Below are 21,409 nucleotides of genomic sequence, written 5' to 3' on the forward strand. Positions count from 1 at the left end.
CGCACGCCTGTCGTACAAGCGTTCGAAACTTGGTCTATGGTGGAGGCGGGGGGTACGGGATCGGATCGGTTGAGGGTGACAGGAGGTGCGTGTGCCCGGGTTCACGCATCTGCACACCGCCTCCGGGTTCTCCCTGCGGTACGGCGCCTCGCACCCGGAGCGGCTGGCCGAGCGCGCCGCCGACCGGGGCATGGACGCCCTCGCGCTCACCGACCGGGACACCCTCGCGGGCACCGTCCGGTTCGCCAAGGCCTGCGCGAAGGCGGGCGTGCGGCCGCTGTTCGGCACCGAGCTGGCGGTGGGGGAACCCGCCCCGGCCAGGGGCGAGCGGCGCCGGACCCCCGTGCGCGGCGGTGCCTTCATCGACGAGTCGACCCCGCGCGTGACCTACCTCGCCCGGGACGGCGCCACCGGCTGGGCCACGCTCTGCCGCCTGGTCAGCGCCGCGCACCGGGACGCCGCCGAGGGGCGGCCCGTCCTGCCGTGGGAGGAGAACCACGGCGAGGGCCTGACCGTGCTGCTCGGCCCCGCCTCCGACGTGGGGCGCGCGCTCGCCGCCGGCCGCCCCGACCGCGCCGCCCGGCTCCTCGCGCCCTGGCGCGAGCGGTACGGCGACGACCTGCGCCTGGAGACGGTCTGGCACGGCCGCGAGGGCACGGGCCCCGGCTCCCTCCGGCTGGCCGCGCGCACCCTCGGCCTCGCCGCCGAACAGGGCGTACGACCCGTCCTGAGCAACGCCGTGCGCTACGCCGACCCCGGTCAGGGCCCCGTCGCCGACGTCCTGGACGCCGCCCGCCGCCTCGTCCCGGTGGACCCGGCCAAGGGACTCGACGGCGGCGAACGCTGGCTGAAGGACGCGGACGCCATGCTGCGCGTCGCCGAACGGGTCGTGGAGGCCGCCGGGTTCCGCCGCGACACCGCCCACCGGCTGATCGACCAGACCCGGGCGGCCGCCGCCGCGTGCCTGGTCGACCCCGAGGACGACCTCGGCATCGGCTCCGTCCGCTTCCCCGAACCGCGTCTGGTGGGCGCCGGGCGGCGCACCGCGCAGCGCGTCCTCGCCTCCCGGGCGGCGGCGGGCATGGTGCTGCGCGGCTACGACTCCCGGCGCGCCTACTGGGAGCGGATGCACCGCGAGCTGGACATCATCGCCCACCACGGCTTCGCCTCCTACTTCCTCACCGTCGCCCAGGTCGTCGACGACGTGCGCGGGCTGGGGATACGGGTCGCCGCGCGCGGTTCCGGCGCCGGCTCCCTCGTCAACCACCTCATCGGCATCGCGCACGCCGATCCCGTCGAACACGGGCTGCTCATGGAGCGCTTCCTGTCCAAGCGGCGCTACGTGCTGCCCGACATCGACATCGACGTCGAGTCGGCCCGCCGCCTGGAGGTCTACCGCGCGATCATCGGCCGCTTCGGCACCGAGCGGGTCGCCACGGTCGCCATGCCCGAGACCTACCGCGTACGGCACGCCGTACGCGACGTGGGAGCGGCCCTGTCCATGGACCCGGCCGAGATCGACAAGCTCGCCAAGGCCTTCCCGCACATCCGCGCCCGCGACGCCCGCTCCGCGCTGGCGGAGCTGCCGGAACTGCGCGCGGTGGCGAAGGAGCTGGGCGGCCGCGACCGGCTGTGGGAGCTGGTCGAGGCGCTGGACGCGCTGCCGCGCGGCGTCGCCATGCACCCGTGCGGAGTGCTGCTCTCCGACGCCTCGCTGCTCGCCCGCACGCCCGTCGTGCCCACCAGCGGCGAGGGCCTGCCCATGTCGCAGTTCGACAAGGACGACGTGGAGGACCTCGGCCTGCTCAAGCTGGACGTGCTCGGCGTGCGGATGCAGTCGGCGATGGCGCACGCGGTGACGGAGGTGGAGCGGGCCACGGGGGAGCGGGTCGACCTGGACGCGGTGCCGCCGGGCGACCCGGCGACGTATCGGCTCATCAAGTCCACCGAGACGCTCGGCTGCTTCCAGATCGAGTCGCCGGGCCAGCGCGACCTGGTCGGGCGGTTGCAGCCCTCGACCTTCCACGACCTGGTGGTGGACATCTCCCTGTTCCGTCCGGGCCCGGTCGCGGCCGACATGGTGCGCCCCTTCATCGAGGCCAGGCACGGCCGCGCGCCCGTGCGCTATCCGCATCCGGACCTGACCGAGCCGCTGCGGGAGACCTACGGCGTCGTCGTCTTCCACGAGCAGATCATCCAGATCGTGGACATCATGACCGGCTGCGGGCGCGACGAGGCGGACCAGGTGCGGCGCGGGCTCTCCGACCCCGAGTCGCAGGGGCGCATCCGCCTGTGGTTCGCGCAGCACGCGGCGGCCAAGGGGTACGACGCCCCGACGATCGCCCGCGCCTGGGAGATCGTCGAGGCCTTCGGTTCGTACGGCTTCTGCAAGGCGCACGCCGTGGCCTTCGCCGTGCCGACGTACCAGTCGGCGTGGCTGAAGGCCCATCACCCGGCCGCGTTCTACGCCGGGCTGCTCACCCACGACCCCGGGATGTACCCGAAGCGGCTGCTGCTCGCGGACGCGCGGCGGCGCGGGGTGCCGATCCTGCCGGTGGACGTGAACCGGTCCGCGGTCGCCCACCGTATCGAACTGGTGTCCGAGCCCCGGCGAATGTGGGGCCTGCGCCTCGCCCTCTGCGACGTGCACGGCATCAGCGAGGCCGAGGCGGCGCGCATCGCGGACGGGCAGCCCTACGCCTCCCTCGTCGACTTCTGGGAGCGGGCCCGGCCCGCCAAGCCGGTCGCCCAGCGGCTCGCGCAGGTCGGCGCGCTCGACGCGTTCGGCGCCAACCGCCGGGACCTGCAACTGCACCTCGCCGAGCTGCGGCGGGGCGCCCGGGGCGCGGCCGGCGCCCAACTGCCCCTGTCCGGTGGGCGCGAGACGGCGCCCGCGGGCCTGCCCGACCTCGACGAAGCGGAGCGGCTCAGCGCCGAACTGGGCGTCCTCGGCATGGACTCCTCGCGCCACCTCATGGGGGACCACGCCGCCTTCCTCGCGGAACTGGGCGTGCTCAGCGCCCGGCGGCTGCGGGAGGCCGAACACGGCGCGACCGTCCTGGTCGCGGGCGCCAAGGCGGCCACCCAGACCCCGCCGATCCGCTCCGGCAGGCGGGTCATCTTCACCACCCTGGACGACGGCACGGGCCTGGTCGACCTGGCCTTCTTCGACGACGCGCACGAGCGGTGCGCGCACACCGTCTTCCACTCCTGGCTGCTGCTGGTGCGCGGTGTGGTGCAGCGCCGCGGACCGCGCAGCCTCAGCGTGGTCGGCGCGGCGGCGTGGAACCTCGCGGAACTGGTGGAGGTGCGTGAGGAGGGCGGCCTCGACGCGGTGGCGCTGCGGCTGGCGGAACCGGAGCCGACGCCCGAGCCCGAGTCCGCACCCGAGCCCGCACCCGAGCCGGGGCCGGGCGGGCGGCGCGTCCGCATGTCCACCGGGTACGAGATGCACCCCTGGGCGGATCTCCGCCCGGCGGGCGAGGGGGCCGCGGGCGGCACCAGGAAGTTCTGGCACCGGAGTCCGGGGAGCGCGGGATGAACGGCGAGGCGAGCGGTGAGGTGGGCAGGGGAGTGAGCGGCGAGGTCGGCAGTGCGGCGGGCGGCGCGGCGAGCACCCTCTACGTGCGCTTTCTGCTGACGCCCATGTACGAGGCCGCCCTCCCCCAACTGCTCGGCATGCTCGCGGAGTTCACCCCTCAGGTCGAGGCGCTCCCGCCCGACGCGGCCCTGCTGGACCTGCGCGGCGCGCGACGGTACTTCGGGCGGAGCGCCGTCGAGCTGGCCCCGCTGATCCGGGTGCGGGCGCTCGCGCTGTACGGGGTGGAGTGCGCGATCGGCGCCGGGCCCGGCCCGATGCTGGCGCGGATGGCCGCCCGTGGCGCCGCCCCCGGCGTGACCCGCGCCGTGCCGGAAGGCCCGGACGGCGTACGGGAGTTCCTCGCCGAGCGGCCCGTCGGCGATCTGCCCGGCATCGGCCGCGCCACCGCCCGCACCCTGTGCGAGTACGGCCTCGACTCCCTCGGGAAGGTCGCCGCCGCGCCCCTGTCCACCCTCCAGCGGCTGGTCGGCGCCCGCGCGGGCCGTGAGCTGCGGGAGAAGGCGCGGGGCGTCGACCGCACCCGGGTCGTGCCGAACTCCGCCGCGCGCTCGCTCGCCGTCGAACGGCCCTTCCCCCGGGACGAGCTCGACCCCTTCCGGCACCGCCGCGCCCTCCTGTCCGGCGCCGAGGAGCTGGGCGTCAGGATGCGCGCCGAGGGCCAGGTGTGCCGGGCGCTGACCCTCACCGTGCGGTACGCGGACCGCAGTACGACCGTGCGCACCAGGGCCCTGCCGGAGCCGACCGCGCACTCCACCGCGCTGACCACGGCCGCCTACCGCGCGTACGAGGCGCTGGGTCTCCAGCGGGCCCGGGTGCGCGCCGTGGCCCTGCGCGCCGAGGGGCTCGGCCCGGCCGAACAGGCCTCTCACCAGCTCACGTTCGACCCGGCGGACGAGAAGGCCCGTCGCATCGAGGAGGTGGCCGACCGGGCCCGGGAGAAGTTCGGCCCCGGCGCGATCGTGCCGGGCACGCTGGCGGCGTGACGCGGGGGACGGGGGCGGCCGGAGCCGCTCGTTCCCCTGCTTTCAGGGCGCGGTGGCGCGGGCCGAGGGCTCTGCCGACCGGCGCCGGAAGTTGTCGTGCCGCACCGCTTCACTCTTCACCTACCGGCGCGTAATTTGACGTGAGCACGGCATCCTGTCGATCCGGATCACAGGGCGTACCCCCCCTCTTTCCCCTGCCGCGAGGAGATCGCCCGATGCTGCCCTGGAGACGCGCGCTGCGCGCGTTCGCCGCCGCCCTGCTTCTCACGGGCGCGGTCACCCTCACCCCCGCCGCCACCGCGAACGCCGCCCCCAAGGCGGCGGCCACCACATCGCGGGGCTGGAACGACTACACCTGCCGGCCCTCCGCCGCCCACCCCCGCCCGGTCGTCCTCGTGCACGGCACGTTCGGGAACTCCGTCGACAACTGGCTCGTCCTCGCGCCCTACCTCGTCGCGCGCGGCTACTGCGTCTACTCCCTGGACTACGGCCAGTTGAAGGACGTGCCGTTCTTCCACGGGCTCGGCCCCATCGAGAAGTCCGCCGAGCAGCTCGACGACTTCGTCGACAAGGTGCTCGCCGCCACGGGCGCGAAGGAGGCGGACCTCGTCGGCCACTCGCAGGGCGGCATGATGCCCCGCCACTACCTCAAGTTCCTCGGCGGCGCCGCCAAGGTGAACGCCCTCATCGGCCTCGCGCCCGACAACCACGGCACCACCCTGCTCGGCCTCACCCGCCTGCTGCCGTACTTCCCGGGCATCGAGGACCTGCTCACCACGAACACGCCGGCCCTCGCGGACCAGATCGTCGGCTCACCCTTCCTGACCAGGCTCAACGCCGGCGGGGACACCGTGCCGGGCGTGCGCTACACCGTCATCGCCACCCAGTACGACGAGGTGGTCACCCCCTACCGCAGCCAGTTCCTGGACGGTCCCGGAGTGCGCAACGTGACCGTCCAGGACCTGTGCCGGGCCGATGTGGCGGAGCACGTGGCGATCGGGACCCTGGACCGCGTCGCCCACCACGAGGTGGCGAACGCGCTGGATCCGCAGCACGCCACACCGAGCACGTGCCTGTCCTGACCGGGGCGCCTCAGCGGCCGTGACGTCCCGTCCCGTCCATGGCCTCGTCGTCCTGATCGCCGCCAGGTCCTTGGTGAAGACGGCGCTGGTGCGGGCGCGGCGCCGTGACGTAGACGTAGAGGCATGACCACGACCACCGTGCCCACGGGCATCCGACGCGCCACCGCCTCCGACGTCCCCGCGGTGCGGGCCGTGACCGACGCGGCGTACCACCACTACATCCGGCGCATCGGCGTCGTCCCCGCCCCGATGGAGGCCGACCACGCGGCCGACGTCGCGGCGGGGCGGGTGTACGTCACCGGAGACCCGGTCATCGGCCTGCTGGTCCTCGTCCCGGTCACCGCACCGCCCGAGGACGCCCACCTGTTCCTGGAGTCCATCGCGGTCCACCCCGACGCCGCGGGCCAAGGGGTGGGCCGCGCCCTGCTCGCCCATGTCGACGCACACGCGCGTGCCCTGTCCCTGCCCGAAGTGCGCCTGTACACCAACGCGTTGATGTGGGAGAACCAGAAGATCTACCCCCGTTACGGCTACGACCTCGTGGCACGCCGCGTCGAGGGCCCCTACGACCGCCTGCACTACCGCAAGCGGCTGCTCACCCCCTGACGGGGCGGCGTCCCTACGGGCGGCGTCCCGACGGACGGCGTCTCATCCCTCCGGCCACCACGTCCGCTGGATGTCCTTGCGGACCTCCGGCCTCTCCCGTGGCCGGACCTCGGCCTCCTGGCGTTCGCGCACCCGGCGGCTGACGGGCTTGATGACGGGCTTGTGCGTGGTGACTCGGCGCATGGCTGCCTCCCTGCCTTACCGATGTCCACCGGAGCGCTCCGCTAGACCTCTCCGGGCCACCTTTCTGATCGAGCACCTGCCCGAGTACCTGCCGAAGGGCCGTCAACGCCTCGCCGAGGGCCCGTTGTCAGTGGTGGATGACAGGCTCGGACCATGACGACGAACAACGCCTCCGCACGGGTCGACTGGAACGCCGCCGCCGCCACCTTCGACGACGAACCGGACCACGGCCTGCGCGACGCGGCGGTACGCCGGGCCTGGTCGGAGCGCCTGTCGCAGTGGCTGCCCGCCACCCCCGGGGACGTGCTGGACCTCGGCTGCGGCACCGGCAGCCTCTCCCTGCTCGCCGCGGAGCACGGCCACCGGGTCACCGGCGTCGACCTCTCGCCGGACATGACGGCGCGGGCCCGCGAGAAGCTGGCGGCCCACGACGCCGAGATCCTGACCGGCGACGCGGCCCATCCCCCGGTGGGGGACCGCACGTTCGACACCGTCCTGGCCCGCCACGTCCTGTGGCTCTTCCCGGACCCCGAGGCCACCTTGCGCCACTGGCACACCCTGCTGCGCCCCGGCGGCCGCCTGATCCTCGTCGAGGGCGTCTGGGACCTGGCCCGGCCCGCCGGCCTGCCCATGTCCCGCCTGACCGAGGCCCTGACCCCGCTCGTCACCCGGCTGCACACCGAGCGCCTCTCCGGGGACCCGCGCCTGTGGGGCGGCCCGGTCGAGGACGAGCGGTACGCGGTGATCGGCGTGACCCCCGCGGCCCCGCGGCGGCACGCCGAAATCGTGGACGTCCACCTCATGCTGCGCCGCGGGGACGACGTGCTGCTGGCCCGCCGCACCGGCACCGGGTACGGCGACGGCCTGTGGAACCTCCCCTCGGGCCACCTGGAGGACGGCGAGGACGTCCGCGAGGCCGTGATCCGCGAGGCCCGCGAGGAGATCGGCCTGGACCTCGCGCCGGCGGACCTGCGCGCTGAGCTGGTCGTCCAATACCGGGGACCCGGCGCGGCGCCCCGCATGGGCTGGTTCTTCTCCGCCGCGTACGGCGCGGGCGGCGAGCCGGTCAACGCCGAGCCGCACAAGTGCGCCGAGCTGGCCTGGCACCCCCTGGCCGACCTGCCGCACGACACGGTGGCGTACTGCCGCGAGGCCCTGACCGCCTGGCGCGGGGGCGAACGCTTCACCGTGCACTGGCAGTCGGACGACGAGAGCGTCGCGTACGACGGCGAGCGCACCGCCGCCTCGGTCCCGCTCGCCGGGTGACGCCCCCGGCCCGGGGCGGAGCCGGGGGCGCGGTGCTCAGATCGTGCCGATGAGCCCGCCGCGGGCCAGGGACTCCAGTTCCGTGAGGGCGCGCAGGGCCGCCGCGGCCGCCTCGGGGTCCGTGGCGCGCAGGCCGCTCGCCTCGAACTCGTCCTCGTCCAGGCGCAGCACGGCGCTCCCGTCCGGCGAGCACCACAGGTCGAGGTCCAGGTCCTCCACCGTGAGGACGCCCTCCGCGCGGACGGCGGGGCGGGTCACGTCGCAGTACCAGCCCTTGAAGGTGCCGTCACCGGCGTACACCTCCTTGACGGCGTACCAGCGGTCGCGCCAGTAGTGCTCGGTGAAGACGTCCCCCGGCTCGAAGCGGACGAAGCCGAAGTCACGGGTGCCCGGGGCCGCCCAGGGGGCCCGGACCGTGACGCGCGTCCCGTCGTCGTGGAGCAGCTCCGCCGGGTAGCGGATCTTGGTGCGGCCCGCCTTGACGAGGGCGATCTCCACGGCGGTGGGGCGACCTCCGTCAGCCGAGGTGCCGGACATGACGCACCTCCGTCGCGCAGATCTCGTAACCGAACCACTTGTTGATCGCCAACATCGGTTCGTTGCCGGTGTCGTTGCCCGTGAAGGCCTCCGTGCAGCCGGCGGCCCTGGCCCGGTGCAGGGAGTCGTTCTTCGCGAGCTTGGCCAGGCCCCGGCCCCGGTGGGCGCGTGCGGTGCCCGTCATGCCGGAGGCGTAGCGGCCCGCGCCGTCCGTGCGGGCCAGGGTGAACGCCGCGGGGCGGCCGTCCACCAGGGCCACCGTGGTCAGCTCCCGGCTGACCAGCGGATGCCGCCAGGTCTCGGCGAGCCAGTGCTCGTAGTCCGTGAACTGGGCCGCCACATCGCCCGGTTCGTCCGCCGCCGTCTCCGCGTCGAGCGCGAACAGGGGACGCGCGTCGTCCGCGAACACCGAGCCGCTGACCAGCTCCACCCCGGCGGGCGGCTCCCGGCGCGGCGGCAGTGCGCTCCGGGCGAGGTCAAGCCGCAGGAAGTGGGCGCGCCGGCTGGCGCGGTAGCCGCGGCGGGCGGCGAAGGCGAGGTTGGCCGGCTCGTCCAGCACCCAGGAGTAGACGGTGGTGGCACCCTCGCCCGCCAGGTACTCCTCCGCCGCGCGCAGCAGGAGCGTTCCGGCGCCGGTGCCCAGCCGCTCCGGATGGACGTACACGTTGGCGAAGCCCTGGCCCGGCTCGGGGCTGTCGTGGGCGATGCCCACCTGGGCGGTGCCGATGACCTCGCCGCCGGTCTCGGCGATCAACTGGCGGTAGCGCGCGGCCGGATGGGCGTGCGCGCGCTCGAAGGCGACGGACTCGGGGGTGGCGAGCATGGCCGGCACGCAGGCCCGGCGCACCGCGGCGAAACCCGCGACGTCCGCGGCGTCGGTCGGGCCGTCGGGGCTGAGGGATCGGACGATCACTGTCATGGCCCCGCACGGTACGCGGACGGCGTCCCGGCGCGCCTCTGCTTTTCCCGCCGCCCGGCCCCGGCCGTGCGGGACAATCGCCGGGTGACTGTGAAGATCGACATCGACGAGGGCGCGAGCGACGCGCCGTACGAGCAGGTGCGGGCCCAGATCGCCGGGCAGGCACGGTCGGGCGCGCTGCCCGTCGGCTACAAACTGCCCACGGTGCGCGGGCTCGCCCAGTCGCTGGGCCTCGCGGCGAACACGGTGGCCAAGGCCTACCGGGCACTTGAGGCCGACGGGGTCATCGAGACCCGCGGCCGCAACGGCACGTTCGTCGCCGCCGCGGGGGACGCGGCGGCGAAGGAGGCGTCCACCGCCGCGCAGGCGTACGCCGAGCGCGTCCGGCGGCTCGGCCTCTCAGAACAGGACGCGCTGGCCGCGGTGCGGGACGCGCTCCGCGCGGCCTACGGGGCGTCCGGCCGGCAAACCGCCCGGACCCCGGGTTGAGGGTTGCGGCCCCAGTATGGCGGTGCGGAGCGGCAGGAACGGCAAAAAGTCTCAAACGCCCTGTTCAGGGATACCGTAGAGAGGCATGAGCCAAGAGAGCCGAAGCTTCGAACTGACCGAGGATGACCGTCGCTCCGTCACCCGCTGGGCCGTCGCGTGCGCCGAGCGCGCGCTGCCACTCTTCGAGACGAGGGCCCCCCGCGACCCCCGCCCGCGCGAGGCGGTCGAGGCCGCCCGCGCCTTCGCGCTGGGGGAGCGGCGGACGGCACGGCTGCGTACCGCGGCCTGGAGCGCGTATCAGGCGGCCCGCGCGGCCGGGGACCCGGTGGCCGAGGCCGCCGCGCGCGCCGCGGGCAGCGCGGCCGGAGCCCCGTACCTGCATCCGCTGGCCACCCCGCACCAGCTGAAGCACGTCCTCGGCCCCGCGCTGTACCTCGCCCGGGCCCAGGAGTTGGCGCAGGGCGACGAACCCGGCGTCGGGGACGACGAGGTCCGCTGGGCGCTCGGACAGGTGCCCCCACAGGTGCGGGCGGTGGTGGCGCGGATGCCGGCCGGCGCCCCCGGCCGCACCCGGCTCGGCGCCCTCCACCGCCGGCTCGAAGCGGGCCTGCGCGGCTGAGCCGAGGGGAGGGCGGCGAACCGCCCTGAGGGGAGCGGGTGCCCCGGCTACAGATACAGCCCGGAGTCCGCCCCCTCGCGCTGGTCCGGGACCGACGTGGGCGAGGTGCCCCGGCGCAGCGCGAAGAGTTCGGCGAGGGTCGCGCCCTCGCGCGGGACACCCTCCTGGGTGCCGAGCCACTCCACCGCCTCGGGCCGGGTCAGCGGGCCGACCTCGATGCGGGCGAGGCAGCGGCCTGGACGCACGACCGCCGGGTGCAGGCGCTCCAGGTCCTCGTTGGTGGTGACGCCCACCAGGACGTTGCGGCCCTGCCCGAGGAGGCCGTCCGTGAGGTTGAGCAGCCGGGACAGGGCCTGCCCCGCCGTGTGCTTGGCCTCGCCGCGGATCAGCTCGTCGCAGTCCTCGAGGAGCAGCAGCCGCCAGCGCCCCTCGGTGGTGCCGTCGTCCTCGCCGATCGCGATGTCCATCAGATAGCCGACGTCGCCGAACAGCCGCTCCGGGTCCAGGACGCAGTCCACCTGGCACCAGTCGCGCCAGGAGCGCGCGAGGGTCCGCAGCGCCGACGTCTTGCCCGTGCCCGGCGGGCCGTGCAGCAGGAGCAGCCGCCCCGAGATGTCCTCGGGGGTGGTCTTCATCAGCTTGTCCATGGCGTCGGCGACCGGCGCCGTGTAGTTGGGCCGCACCTCTTCCCAGGTGCCGGCCGAGATCTGCCGGGTCGTGCGGTGCGGGCCGCGGCGCGGCGAGACGTACCAGAACCCCATCGTCACGTCGTCGGGCTGGGGCGCGGGCTCGTCCTGCGCGCCGTCCGTGGCCTGCCCGAGGACCCGCTCGGCGAGTTCGGCACTGGTCGCCGTGACGGTGATGTCCGCGCCGCGGTTCCAGCGGGAGACCAGCAGCGTCCACCCCTCGCCCTCGGCCAGCGTGGCGCTGCGGTCCTCGTCGCGGGCGGCCCGCAGTACCCGCGCCCCGGGCGGCAGCAGGGTGGAGCCCTTCTTGACGCGTTCGATGTTGGCGCTGTGCGAGAAGGGTTGCTCGCCCGTCGCGAAGCGGCCGAGGAACAGTGCGTCGACGACATCGGAGGGGGAGTCGTTGTCGTCGACGTTGAGCCGGATCGGCAGGGCGTCGTGAGGGTTCGCAGACATGCCGCCATGATCCGGCACGCGCGCGCCGTCGTGCACCCGGTTTCCCCCGGAAGCCGCGGGCGCCGTCGCACTCGGTTTCCCCGGAAGCCGCACGCGCCGTCGTGCGCCCCGCGTCCCCCGGGAGCCGCGGGCGCCGTCCCGCGGAACCTGTCCCCCCGTCCGCCGCCGCCGATACGCTTGTCCGTGATGGCACGTCATGGGTGGTTCTCACAGGCACGGCGGTGGCGTCTCGCCGCACTGCTCGGCGTTGGTCTGGCCGTACTGGCCCTGGTGATCACATTGGTCCACACACACTCCGGCGACGGCGGCAGCACCGCCGGCACCACCCCGGACGGCGACAAGGTGCACGGCACCCCCGCCGTCCCCTCCGGCAAGCCCGCGCCCGAGGCCGGCTGGGGCTTCACCCACACCCAGTACAGCGCGGACGACGGGGAGCCGGACGCCGTCGCGCGCGTCCGCGCCGAGCTGGCGGCCCAGGGCCGCCCCGTCCCGCAGATCCAGCACATCATGGGCTGGGGCGCGGGCAACCCCGAGCCGGTCAAGGGCCACTACGACTTCACCGCGATGGACAGCCGGATGGACTTCATCCGGGGCAGCAAGGGCACGCCCGTCGTCACCCTGTGCTGCGCCCCGGACTGGATGAAGGGCGGCGAGCCCGGCGCGGACAACACCGACTGGAGCCAACAGGCCCTGGAGACCGCCCCCGAGCCCGAGCACTACGGCGACTTCGCGAGGCTCGCCGCGACCGTCGCCAAGCGCTACCCCGACGTACGCCACTTCATCGTCTGGAACGAGTTCAAGGGCTTCTGGAACGACGAGGAGGCCCGCTGGGACCAGGAGGGCTACACCGAGCTGTACAACCTCGTCTACGAGGAGCTGAAGAAGGTCGACGAGGACATCCTGGTCGGCGGCCCCTACCTGGTCATGGACAGCCTCGATCCGCGCCGGAGCGAGAACGCCTCGCAGGTGGAGGGCCCCTGGGGCCGCCTCGACCAACGGCCCCTGGACGCCTTCGAGTACTGGAACCAGCACAAGAGGGGCGCGGACTTCGTCGTCGTCGACGGTTCCAGCTACACCAAGGACGACGAGCTGCTGCCCGACGAGTTCACGGCCACCGACAAGCTCACGGCCGTCGGCGACTGGGTGCGCGAGCGGACCGGGGACCTGCCCCTGTGGTGGGCCGAGTACTACGTGGAGCCCGGCGACAGCCAGGACAACCGCGACGACTGGTCCGAGGCGCACCGCGTCGCCGTCCACGCCGCGGGCCTGATGGCGATGGCCCGCGGCGGAGCCACCACCGGTTTCTACTGGAACCCGCAAAAGCGCGGCGCCCAGTGCGCCGGCTGCCTGTGGACGACCACCCAACAGGCCCACGGCGGGCGGCCGTTGCCGATGCTGCGGCTCATCGAACGGTTCGGCGGGGAGTTCGGCCCCGGCACCTCGTACGAGAAGGTGCGGGTCGCCGGCGACGACGGCGCCGAGGTCCGGGTCCTCGCCGACGACAAGGCCGTCCTCGTCGTGAACACCCAGGACCGGCGGATCAGCGCCGAGGTCGACGGGCACTCCCTCGCCCTGAAGGGGTACGAGGTGAAGTGGCTGAAGCGGTGACTTCCTGGGCCCCGCCGGCTCACGCCATCGTCACGAAGCGCTGGACCAGCGACGCGAGCAGCACGGCGAGCAGCGGCAGCGAGAACCAGAAGCTGCCCTCCAGCCACTGCTGCTGCCGTACGCCCGGCGCCGCCGCCACCCGCACCACCTCACGCGCGGTGAGCAACAGCGCGAGCACCACGGCGGCGAGCGCGCCCACCACCGACCACGGCGTCCAGGTCACCTTCGGCCCGATCGCCCCCGGGTCTGCCCCGGGCACCTCGCCGTCCGGCTGCTCCCGCAGGCTGTAGACGGCCGCGTCCTGGTGGGAGAACACCTTCTCGAGTTCCTCGCGGTCGTCCAGGTGCCGGATGAGCCGCGGCTGCCAGTTCCCCGGATAGCCCGCGTCCAGTTCCAGAGAGGTCGACTGGCCGCGGTTGACCATGAGGTAGGACCGGGGTCCCGCGTCCTTGAGCGCCTTGACCAGGCCGGAGACCAGGACCGGGTCGGCGGGCGCGAGGGTCGGGACGTACTCCACCTTCTCCATGTCCCGGGCGCCCCACGGCATCGCCGGCGTCACGTTGTTCACCGTGTCGTCGCTCAGCCACAGCAGCCGCGCGCTCGGCTCGTCGTGCGCGTACACGTACTCCATCGCCGCGACCTCGCCGGGCCGGACGCGCTCGAAGGGCTCGTTGCCCCAGCGCGCCACGAGGAAGCCGCCCATCAGCACGAGCCCGGCCAGCAGCGCGGCCGCCGGCGCCCGGCTCACCCGGTCGCGGTCCCGTTCCGCCGGGGTGATGCCCGCACGCGGGAACAGCGCGAGACCGCCGAGCAGCGCCGCGCCCGGCAGTGCGAACAGGAAGACGCGCAGGGCCATCTCACCGCCGTACGACTGCATGGCGAAGCCCAGGAACGGCACGAAGGTCAGGACGAGGAGCGAGCGTTCCCCGTACTTGTACGAGCGCCGCCGCCACCAGCCCCAGCAGGCGAGCGCCATGACGCCGCCCGCCATCGCCACCCGCACGTACAGCACGAGCCGGTGGGTGGGGCTGCCGCCCTCGATGCGCCCGGAGACCGACGAGGAGACGTTGCCGCCGACGCCCCCGACCCCGCCGAACAGGTCGTGGAAGTGCCCCGACCAGTAGGGCTCGGCGAGGAAGCCCAGCCAGCCGACGACCAGCACGCCGCAGAGCATCGGCAGACCGCGCAGCTCCGAGCGGCCGGCCAGGACCAGCGCCGTGAGGACACCGAGCATCACGAACGGCGTCAGTTGATGCGCGGGGACGGTCGCCGCGAAAAGGGCGATCAGGATCAGGAGCAGCACCGCCCGCTCCCCGCGGCCCGTCGGGAGGACCTCGCTCTCACCGGGGCGCCGCTTGGCCCACAGCACGCGCGGGGCGCGGAACCAGACCAGGAGTACGGCGACGAAGGCGAGGTGGAGCAGGTACGTGAAGCCCTGCGGGGAGAAGTAGTCCTGACCGACCCAGCCGCTCAGCACGAAGATCCACAACCCGGCCCACTTGGCGCGCCAGGACGCCCGCATCGAGCGCACGAGCAGGAACATCGGGGCCAGGTACAGCAGTTGGACGGCCGTCGGCCACCAGCGGATCACCTCGGTCAGGTCCGAGACGCCGCACGCCTTCGCGACGAACGTGGCCGCCGAGAAGAAGCCGGGCCAGCTCCAGCGCGCGTCCAGGTCGGGCACGGCGGTGCCGGTCCGGTCGATGTACTCCAGGAAGCCCAGGTGCTGCCAGGCCGTGGCGAACCGGGGCTCGGTCTCGACGACGGCCGGCAGCGCGTGCAGGGACACGACCGTGGCCAGCAGCGTCACGAGCAGCAGGCTCTTGACCGGCCGGTCCGTCCGGAGCAGGAGCGCGAACACGAGGACCAGGAGCGCGGCGCCGAGCAGCGTCGCCACCGGCAGCACGGAGACCAGGCCGAGCCCGCCCATGCCGTCCAGGTCCGCGTCGTCGAGACCGGCGACGGGCACCCAGTACAGACCGAGCGCCACGGCGAGCAGCAGCGCCACGCCGAGGACACGCGGGCGGGCCGGGCGTACCGCCGCCTCCTCCTCGGCGGCAACCGAGCCCCCCGCGTCGTCCCCCTCGTCCTTCGCGCCCATCTCGCTCTTCCCGCTCCTCGGTGCGGGCCCCGTGTGCACAGGCGTGCCGGGGCCGGGCCGCACGTGCGGCCTGCGCTCCTGGTGGTCGAAGTCGAGCTGTACGGCGAGCTGCAAGGTGTCCGAGTCGAGCGAGTCCCGCCACGCCCACGCGGGCCCGTGCCGCCCCTCGCGGTCGGCGCCCCCGTCAGGGCCCGGGACGGGCGCGTCCGGCTTCCCCGGGCCGGCCAGGTCGCCGTCCGGCGCCGTGCTCCCGGCGGGCCCGCCCGAGGGGGCCGCCCGCACCACGCGGTACAGCCTCGGCGTCGCGATCGCCACGATCACCGCCAGGCTGGAGACCTCCGCGACGCCCGCGCCGGTCAGCCCCATCCGCGGCAGCAGGACCAGCGTGAGGCCGAGGACCAGCACGCACAACAGGCCCTGGAGCCAGGCGATCCCGGAGGTCCGGCTCTGCGCCCGGCGCACCGCGAAGTACGTCTCCATGACCACCCGCAGCAGCGCCCCCACCGCGAACCAGCGCAGCAGCGGCGTGGCGGCGTCCGCGTAGCCCCCGCCGAACATGCCCAGCACGAGCGGCGCGGCCAGGAAGAGGACGCCGCACACCGGCAGCATGATGACCGCCATCCGGCGCAGCGCCGAGCGGGTGTTGGCGGCGAGCAGCGCCGGATCGTGCGCGCCCTCGACGGTCAGCGAGGCGCCCATGTTGATGGCGAGGAGGTTGACGGTGCCGCCGATGGCGGTGGTGACGTAGAAGTACGCGTTGTCGACCGAACCGACCTGCGAGGCGACGATGACCGGGACGAGATAGACCACCGCGAGCGAGAAGAGCGAGCCGGTGCAGTCGCCGGCGAGGAAACGGCCGATCTCCCGCAGCGTCGGCGGTCGCGTGCGGCCGTCGGTGGCCCGCACATGGCGCGGCACCAGACGCCGGAAGACGAGCCAGCCCAGCGGGATCACCGAGACGAGGATCGAGGCGACCCAGGAGACGAAGACCCCCGCGGTGGGGAGCGCCGCCGCCATCACGATGAGCAGCACCAGCTTCGCCACCGAGAAGACGGTGTTGCCGACGGGCACCCACAGCGCGTTGCGCAACCCGGTCAGGACACCGTCCTGGAGGGTCAGCACCGACCACGCCACGACGGCGAGGACGAACCCGGCGCCCGCCACGGGACCGTGCAGGAAGCGGTAGGAGGGCCCCCACAGGTCCAGCGTGAGCAGGAAGAGCCCCGCGGCGAGCGCCACGGCGAGCGAACTGCCCGCGTACGTACGGAAGATCAGCCGCCCCGCGGCGCGCCCCGCGACGGGGATGAACCGCGCGAGGGCGCCGGTCAGCGTCACGGCGGTGAGCCCGGCGAACAGCTTCATCGCCGCGATCGCCGCCGAGCCCTGACCGACCGCCGACTCCGAGTAGTACCGGGCGGCGGCCAGCCAGAAGCCGACGCCGAGCACCCCGGAGACCCCGGTGTTGAGCATCAGCGCGTAGGCGTTGCGGAACAACGGGCCGGCGCCGCCCGACCCCGGCGGACGCATGCGGCGGGGCCTGCCGGACGGCGGCCGCTCCCCGCCGTGCGGGGAACCCGGGACGTCGGCCTGGGCGGTGGACGTGTCAGACACGGGAACGGATGGCCTTCCGGCGGACCTGTCGGACTCTGCGGACCACGGCGTACCCCTTGGTGAGCGCGTGGTCCCTGACGAACGTACGGGTGAGCGCGCGGCCCTCGACGAGCCGCAGGAACTCCTCGGGCCCGGTGGACCTGCGCACCGTGACCCGGCGCAGGGCGTAGGGGCCCTGGGCGCGGCGGGCCAGGGTGTTGCCGACGGCGAGTGACTGGGCGAAGCCCGCCTCGCGCACCCGCTCGCGCACCCGGCGGCTGGAGTAGCCGTAAGGGTAGGCGAAGGAGGCCGGCCGGGTGCCCGTCTCGTCGGTGATGATGTCCCGGCAGCGGCGCAGCTCCCGGCGCAGTTCCGCGTCGGGGAGCTGGTCGAGCTGGGGATGCGTGTGGCTGTGGCCGCCGATCTCCGCGCCCGCGGCGGCCAGTTCGCGCACCTGGCCCCAGTCGAGCATGACGTCGAGGCCGCCACCGGTGTCGTGCGCGCCGCGCAGCCAGCCCGTGGAGACGAACAGGGTGGAGGCGAAGCCGTGCCCGGCGAGCACCGGCAGCGCGTACCGGTGCACGCTCTCGTAACCGTCGTCGAAGGTGATCAGGACGGGGCGTTCGGGCAGGGGGCCGCCCGGGACGCGCCAGGCCGCGGCCAGCCGGGCGGTGGTGAGGGGCGTGAAGCCCCGCTCGCCGAGCATCTCCATCTGGCGTGCGAACGCGGCGGGCGACACCGAGAGGCCGCGCGTCGCCTCGCTCGGCTCACGCGCGACCGAGTGGTACATCAGTATCGGCACGCGTCTGTCGCTCATCCGGCAGTTCCCTCGCCGCCCGTGCTCCGCACGTTCCCCGTCGGGTCGGCGGTCTCCACGACGGCGAACGCGGCGCCCGCCCGGCGCGCACGGACGCTGCCGAGCAGATACCCCACGGCCGCCGCCGCCACGCCCGCCACGATCGCGCCCGCGCGCCCCGCGCCGCCGGGCCGCCCGAGCACGGCGTCCCGCAGGCCGCGGCCGACCCCGGCGGGCAGCACGCGCGTGGTGTGGCGCCACTCGGACTCAAGTCCCTTGCCGGCGCCGACACTCCTGGCCACCAGCGCCTTGGAGAGGCCCTCGGCGTACGTCCGCGTACGGAAGTACGCGAACCGCTCCCGCGCCGCGGGCACCCGGTGGTGGATCACCGAGCGGTCGTCGACCAGCAGCACCGCGTCCGGTCTCGCCCGGGTGAGCCGGATGCAGAACTCCGTCTCCTCGCCGCCGAGCGGCCGGCCACCGCCGTCGCGTCCGATACCGGTCGCGAAGCCACCCGCGATGTCGAAGGCGGAGCGCCGGAAGGAGGCGTTGCCGCCGAGGACGTTGCGCACCCGTACGCGCCCTGCCGGGTGGCCCCGGTACGTGCACCCGACGACCCAGTCGAACTCCTCGGGGAACCAGACGGGCCGCCGCCCGGACTCCCACAGCGGCATCGTGCGCCCGCCGACGGCGAACACCCGCGGGTCCTCGAACCCCTCGGCGAAGTGGCGCAGCCAGTCGCGCTCGGCGACGGCGTCGTCGTCGAGGAAGGCGACGACCGCGCCGCGCGAGGCGGCGATACCGGTGTTGCGCCCCGCCGACAGGCCGCGGGGGCCCGCGTTGGCGAGCACCCGCACCCCCTCGGTCTCCTCGTACTCCTTGGTCAGCCGGTCCAGGAGCACGGCGTTGTGGTCGACCACCAGCAAGGTCTCCAGGGCCGCCACGGACTGCGCGCGCACCGAGGAGACCGCCGCGAGGATGTCCGCCCAGCGGTCCTCGGTGTACACGCAGATGACGACGGACACGTCCGGGCTCAAGACACCTCTCCCCGGCCCGTGCGGAAGGGCAGGCCCCGGACGTCCCTGCGCCGCGCGCCGCGCCCGCGGCGGCCCGAGCGCTCGCCGAGGATCACCTTCAGTACGCGGATGCCGTCGCGGACGGCGCGCAGGTTGCTGGTGCCGTGGATCCGCAGATACTCGTGGCTCGGGATCTCCTGCACCTTCAGCCCCGCCTTGACGACCCGGATGTTCATCAGGGTCTCCACCTCGAAGCCGGTGCAGTCCAGCTCTATCTTGTCCAGGCAGTGCCGCCAGAAGGCGTTGTAGCCGTAGCACAGATCGGTGTAGCGGGCGCCGAACTTGGCGTTGACGACCGAGCACAGGACGTGGTTGCCGAGCCTGCGGATCGGCGTCATGTCGTCCGTGCCGCCGCCGTTGGCGAACCGCGAGCCCTTGGCGAAGTCGGCGCCCGAGACGAGGGCGCAGACATAGGAGACGATCTCCTGGCCGTCCGCGGAGCCGTCCGCGTCGACCATCACGATGATGTCGCCGGTGCACGCGGCGAATCCGGTGATCAAGGCGTCGCCCTTGCCCTTGCCGAGCTGGCGCACCACCTTCACCTCCGGCCGCAGCTCCCGGGCCACGGCCACGGTGTCATCGGTGGAATTCCCGTCCACCAGGACGACTTCATGGATCCATTCGGGAAGTGTCTTGAAGACGTAGGGAAGATTGTCCGCCTCGTTCATCGCGGGAATGACCACACTGACCGGCGGAGTGATCGCCAGATGCGTGGAGATCGGACGGTAGTGATGGATGATCTCGTCCAACGGGTCCTGCCCGGCGTCTGCCGGGCGCAGAAAAGAAGTCATGAATCCGGGGATCCCTCTCGCCGGTGGACCGCCCGCCCCCGGGCGGTCCGGTAATTGGTCCGGGTCGAAAGGGGGGTTCTCACCCGAGCATGCCGAAGGGAGATCTGCAGGCATCTCGAATGAACTGGCACAGCGCGGCACGTGACCCGGCTGATCAGCGATCACCGGGCACGGGCACCCCCCTACCGCGCCCCGCGCGAAACCATCGCGATCGTGGGCCCTCCCCTTGATCGCATGACGTGATGGGCCGTTGCGGGTGAATGTGCGACGGTATTGACGATGGAGACTGTGGGGCAAGGCCTGTGACGTGGCCTCACCTCTTTCATGATATGAGCAATCTGTGCGGTTGCATTCGGACTGCTCTATATCTTGCTCGGCGGTCGGATTTTGCCCATCCGCTTGAGCAATTCATCGGCCGGTCCGAAGAATTCCGGCCTGGAGAGCACGGTGTTGCGCAGCGCCCTGACCGGAGCGCGGTGCGCCCGATGCCCGAGAGCCACCGGGTGGCGCAGCGCCACCCACCCCTCGGACACGGCCGGTTCGCGTGTCTTCAGGGAGTCCTTGTAATCCTTCCGGCCGCGCCCGAGGTCGAGATGGGCGATGCCGTCGGCGGCTGCCGCCTCGGCCATGCGCAGATGCAGCACCAGGCCGGGCGAGTACTTGGCGAACGCCGGGTCGTACGCCGGGAACCAGCAGGACAGGATCCGCTCGCCGCGCAGCCCGAAGTGCGCCGCCACCGGCACGTCACCGGCGTAGAGCACCGAGAGGAGCCCGGTGAACGAACCGGTCCTGGTGTGGAAGAGCCGGCGGACCAACCCGCTGATCCAGGGGCGCGCGAAGCGGTCGCTGCGCCCCGTCCTGCGGTACTGCGCCGACTTCCAGCCCATCAGGACGGCCAGGGCCTCGGGGTCGCGCTCGTCGTGGACATAGCGCACCGCTCCGTGGTCGCGGCCGAGCCTGCGTTCCTTGGCGAGGGTCGTCCGGGTGAATGTGGGTGACCGCGCGCGGAGCCGGCCGAGGTAGGCCTCGTAGCCCTGGTCGACGTCCATCACGGGGGAGGGGAAGCTGCCGCGGACGCCCGTCTCGAACGCCGCCTGCCCGGCCGCGAGATGGTCGAACTCCCACACCACGAGCCCGCAGGCCCGCAGCAGCTCCCGGGCGTCCCAGCTGAATCCGGGCCGGTGCACCACGCCCTGGCAGTCGGAGACGCCGAGCCCGACGGCCCGGCCCACGCCGGTGACGGTCCGCTGGAAGGGGAAGAACGCCGCCGGTTCGCCGTCCGCGCGGCCGTCCTCGCGAACGACGGCGATCCGCACCCCGCGCCGCACGTGCCCCACGGCCAGGGCGAACTCGGGGGAGAGGAAGGGATTGCCCGGCTCGGGCGAGCCGTCGAGAGGGGCCTTGGACTGGAGCGCGGTCCACGCCGCCCGGTCGGCGGCGGTGAGTTCGCCGGGGCGGTGCACGGTGATGTTCACGTCAGGTGGTCCGCCTTCTCGCCGAGTGGCGGCGCAGGCGCCGCGCCGCCACCAGGAGCGGAGCGAGTGCGCTGAGGGCGGCGACGGCGACGACACCGCCGCGCACCGACCACACGTGGAGCGCCAACATGCCCTGGGCCACCAGGACGTCGACCGCGAGGGCGCCGGCCACGGCGGCCACCGCGCGGCCCCACGGTTCGAGTGCCCGCAGGGCCGTGGCGAACGCCGCCGCGGGTGCGGCGATCAGGAAGAAGAGGGTGCACGGGCCGCGCAGCGACGCGTCCAGGTCGAAGAGCGCGAGCGCCGCGCCGACGCCTCCCACGGCGACGGCCGCGCCCGCTGCCAGCGGCAGCAGATCCGTCCCGCGGCCCCGACCGGTGTCCCGGTCCGTCCCCGATGGCGGTGCCTTGAGCCTGATGGTCTGCATGGACTGCTTTGCCCCCCGACGCGCCGGATTCCGGCGCTTCAATGTGGCGCAGTCCCGGTCGGCCCGTCAAGATGCGGCGGATGCGTGCAGATGTTCCCTGCAACACCTGTGTGACCGG

General features: G+C 73.7%; 18 protein-coding genes. 8 read left to right on the top strand and 10 right to left on the bottom strand.

Translation table 11 applies throughout. From position 1 onward, the window contains the following. The first annotated feature begins 91 nt into the window (after positions 1-91). From ACZ5GP_RS20570 to ACZ5GP_RS20585, 4 genes are all read left to right on the top strand, one after another. Entirely contained in the window at positions 92-3,541 is a 3,450-nt protein-coding gene (locus ACZ5GP_RS20570; protein WP_468752219.1) for a DNA polymerase III subunit alpha, read from the top strand. Positions 3,542-3,645: 104 nt separating this feature from the next. Next, on the top strand, positions 3,646-4,584 hold the full coding sequence (locus tag ACZ5GP_RS20575) for a DNA polymerase Y family protein (RefSeq protein ID WP_468752524.1): 939 nt from the start codon (positions 3,646-3,648) through the stop codon (positions 4,582-4,584). 215 nt (positions 4,585-4,799) lie between these two features. Next, positions 4,800-5,666: an esterase/lipase family protein gene (locus ACZ5GP_RS20580; RefSeq protein WP_468752220.1), complete on the top strand. Its 867-nt coding sequence runs from the start codon at positions 4,800-4,802 to the stop codon at positions 5,664-5,666. Between the two features lie 123 nt (positions 5,667-5,789). Beyond that, positions 5,790-6,272: a GNAT family N-acetyltransferase gene (locus tag ACZ5GP_RS20585; protein WP_468752221.1), complete on the top strand. Its 483-nt coding sequence runs from the start codon at positions 5,790-5,792 to the stop codon at positions 6,270-6,272. A gap of 42 nt (positions 6,273-6,314) precedes the next feature. Here the strand turns inward: ACZ5GP_RS20585 and ACZ5GP_RS20590 are convergent, their stop codons facing one another. Next, complete coding sequence (locus ACZ5GP_RS20590) at positions 6,315-6,455, bottom strand: hypothetical protein (protein WP_361079122.1); 141 nt, start codon at positions 6,453-6,455, stop codon at positions 6,315-6,317. Between the two features lie 153 nt (positions 6,456-6,608). Between ACZ5GP_RS20590 and ACZ5GP_RS20595 the strand changes: the two genes are divergently transcribed. Further along, on the top strand, positions 6,609-7,721 hold the full coding sequence (locus ACZ5GP_RS20595; protein WP_468752222.1) for a methyltransferase domain-containing protein: 1,113 nt from the start codon (positions 6,609-6,611) through the stop codon (positions 7,719-7,721). 36 nt (positions 7,722-7,757) lie between these two features. Here ACZ5GP_RS20595 and ACZ5GP_RS20600 read toward each other — a convergent pair whose 3' ends face one another. Next, positions 7,758-8,258: a ribonuclease FAU-1 family protein gene (locus ACZ5GP_RS20600; RefSeq protein WP_468752223.1), complete on the bottom strand. Its 501-nt coding sequence runs from the start codon at positions 8,256-8,258 to the stop codon at positions 7,758-7,760. Further along, positions 8,239-9,177, bottom strand: coding sequence for a GNAT family N-acetyltransferase (locus ACZ5GP_RS20605; RefSeq protein ID WP_468752224.1), 939 nt, complete (start codon positions 9,175-9,177; stop codon positions 8,239-8,241). Before ACZ5GP_RS20605 ends, ACZ5GP_RS20600 begins: the two co-directional genes overlap by 20 nt. Positions 9,178-9,261: 84 nt before the next feature. On the opposite strand from ACZ5GP_RS20605, the gene ACZ5GP_RS20610 reads away from it, so the two are divergent. Next, positions 9,262-9,666 (top strand): GntR family transcriptional regulator, encoded by a 405-nt coding sequence (locus ACZ5GP_RS20610; RefSeq protein ID WP_468752225.1) that lies wholly within the window; start codon positions 9,262-9,264, stop codon positions 9,664-9,666. 85 nt (positions 9,667-9,751) lie between these two features. Next, positions 9,752-10,285: a putative immunity protein gene (locus ACZ5GP_RS20615; RefSeq protein ID WP_468752226.1), complete on the top strand. Its 534-nt coding sequence runs from the start codon at positions 9,752-9,754 to the stop codon at positions 10,283-10,285. Positions 10,286-10,332: 47 nt separating this feature from the next. Here ACZ5GP_RS20615 and ACZ5GP_RS20620 read toward each other — a convergent pair whose 3' ends face one another. After that, positions 10,333-11,427: a DUF5925 domain-containing protein gene (locus tag ACZ5GP_RS20620; RefSeq protein WP_468752227.1), complete on the bottom strand. Its 1,095-nt coding sequence runs from the start codon at positions 11,425-11,427 to the stop codon at positions 10,333-10,335. A 186-nt stretch (positions 11,428-11,613) separates the two neighbouring features. Between ACZ5GP_RS20620 and ACZ5GP_RS20625 the strand changes: the two genes are divergently transcribed. Further along, on the top strand, positions 11,614-13,035 hold the full coding sequence (locus tag ACZ5GP_RS20625; RefSeq protein ID WP_468752228.1) for a GH39 family glycosyl hydrolase: 1,422 nt from the start codon (positions 11,614-11,616) through the stop codon (positions 13,033-13,035). Positions 13,036-13,054: 19 nt separating this feature from the next. Here ACZ5GP_RS20625 and ACZ5GP_RS20630 read toward each other — a convergent pair whose 3' ends face one another. From ACZ5GP_RS20630 to ACZ5GP_RS20655, 6 genes are all read right to left on the bottom strand, one after another. Continuing rightward, on the bottom strand, positions 13,055-16,747 hold the full coding sequence (locus ACZ5GP_RS20630) for a lipopolysaccharide biosynthesis protein (RefSeq protein WP_468752229.1): 3,693 nt from the start codon (positions 16,745-16,747) through the stop codon (positions 13,055-13,057). Next, the gene (locus ACZ5GP_RS20635; protein WP_468752230.1) at positions 16,740-17,543 is read right to left on the bottom strand and encodes a polysaccharide deacetylase family protein; all 804 of its coding nucleotides are present in this window, start codon (positions 17,541-17,543) and stop codon (positions 16,740-16,742) included. Before ACZ5GP_RS20635 ends, ACZ5GP_RS20630 begins: the two co-directional genes overlap by 8 nt. Continuing rightward, complete coding sequence (locus tag ACZ5GP_RS20640) at positions 17,540-18,559, bottom strand: glycosyltransferase family 2 protein (RefSeq protein WP_468752231.1); 1,020 nt, start codon at positions 18,557-18,559, stop codon at positions 17,540-17,542. The genes ACZ5GP_RS20635 and ACZ5GP_RS20640 overlap by 4 nt, the downstream gene beginning before the upstream one ends. After that, entirely contained in the window at positions 18,556-19,389 is an 834-nt protein-coding gene (locus ACZ5GP_RS20645) for a glycosyltransferase family 2 protein (RefSeq protein WP_468752232.1), read from the bottom strand. The genes ACZ5GP_RS20640 and ACZ5GP_RS20645 overlap by 4 nt, the downstream gene beginning before the upstream one ends. Before the next feature lie 362 nt (positions 19,390-19,751). Then, positions 19,752-20,864, bottom strand: coding sequence for a GNAT family N-acetyltransferase (locus tag ACZ5GP_RS20650; RefSeq protein WP_468752233.1), 1,113 nt, complete (start codon positions 20,862-20,864; stop codon positions 19,752-19,754). A gap of 1 nt (position 20,865) precedes the next feature. Further along, positions 20,866-21,291 carry a hypothetical protein gene (locus ACZ5GP_RS20655; RefSeq protein WP_468752234.1) on the bottom strand — a complete coding sequence of 142 codons (426 nt, stop codon included), beginning with the start codon at positions 21,289-21,291 and terminating at the stop codon, positions 20,866-20,868. Positions 21,292-21,409: the final 118 nt, after the last annotated feature.

The organism is Streptomyces sp. NPDC031466 (genome assembly GCF_055581265.1).

What these genes read in the sequence shown, in the direction of transcription:
- ACZ5GP_RS20575 (WP_468752524.1), top strand. Translation starts at nt 3,646, where the DNA reads ATGTACGAGGCCGCCCTCCCCCAACTGCTCGGCATGCTCGCGGAGTTC.
- ACZ5GP_RS20645 (WP_468752232.1), bottom strand. Translation starts at nt 19,389, where the DNA reads ATGACTTCTTTTCTGCGCCCGGCAGACGCCGGGCAGGACCCGTTGGAC.
- ACZ5GP_RS20595 (WP_468752222.1), top strand. Translation starts at nt 6,609, where the DNA reads ATGACGACGAACAACGCCTCCGCACGGGTCGACTGGAACGCCGCCGCC.
- ACZ5GP_RS20580 (WP_468752220.1), top strand. Translation starts at nt 4,800, where the DNA reads ATGCTGCCCTGGAGACGCGCGCTGCGCGCGTTCGCCGCCGCCCTGCTT.
- ACZ5GP_RS20655 (WP_468752234.1), bottom strand. Translation starts at nt 21,291, where the DNA reads ATGCAGACCATCAGGCTCAAGGCACCGCCATCGGGGACGGACCGGGAC.
- ACZ5GP_RS20615 (WP_468752226.1), top strand. Translation starts at nt 9,752, where the DNA reads ATGAGCCAAGAGAGCCGAAGCTTCGAACTGACCGAGGATGACCGTCGC.
- ACZ5GP_RS20590 (WP_361079122.1), bottom strand. Translation starts at nt 6,455, where the DNA reads ATGCGCCGAGTCACCACGCACAAGCCCGTCATCAAGCCCGTCAGCCGC.
- ACZ5GP_RS20635 (WP_468752230.1), bottom strand. Translation starts at nt 17,543, where the DNA reads ATGAGCGACAGACGCGTGCCGATACTGATGTACCACTCGGTCGCGCGT.
- ACZ5GP_RS20600 (WP_468752223.1), bottom strand. Translation starts at nt 8,258, where the DNA reads ATGTCCGGCACCTCGGCTGACGGAGGTCGCCCCACCGCCGTGGAGATC.
- ACZ5GP_RS20625 (WP_468752228.1), top strand. Translation starts at nt 11,614, where the DNA reads ATGGCACGTCATGGGTGGTTCTCACAGGCACGGCGGTGGCGTCTCGCC.
- ACZ5GP_RS20585 (WP_468752221.1), top strand. Translation starts at nt 5,790, where the DNA reads ATGACCACGACCACCGTGCCCACGGGCATCCGACGCGCCACCGCCTCC.
- ACZ5GP_RS20620 (WP_468752227.1), bottom strand. Translation starts at nt 11,427, where the DNA reads ATGTCTGCGAACCCTCACGACGCCCTGCCGATCCGGCTCAACGTCGAC.
- ACZ5GP_RS20605 (WP_468752224.1), bottom strand. Translation starts at nt 9,177, where the DNA reads ATGACAGTGATCGTCCGATCCCTCAGCCCCGACGGCCCGACCGACGCC.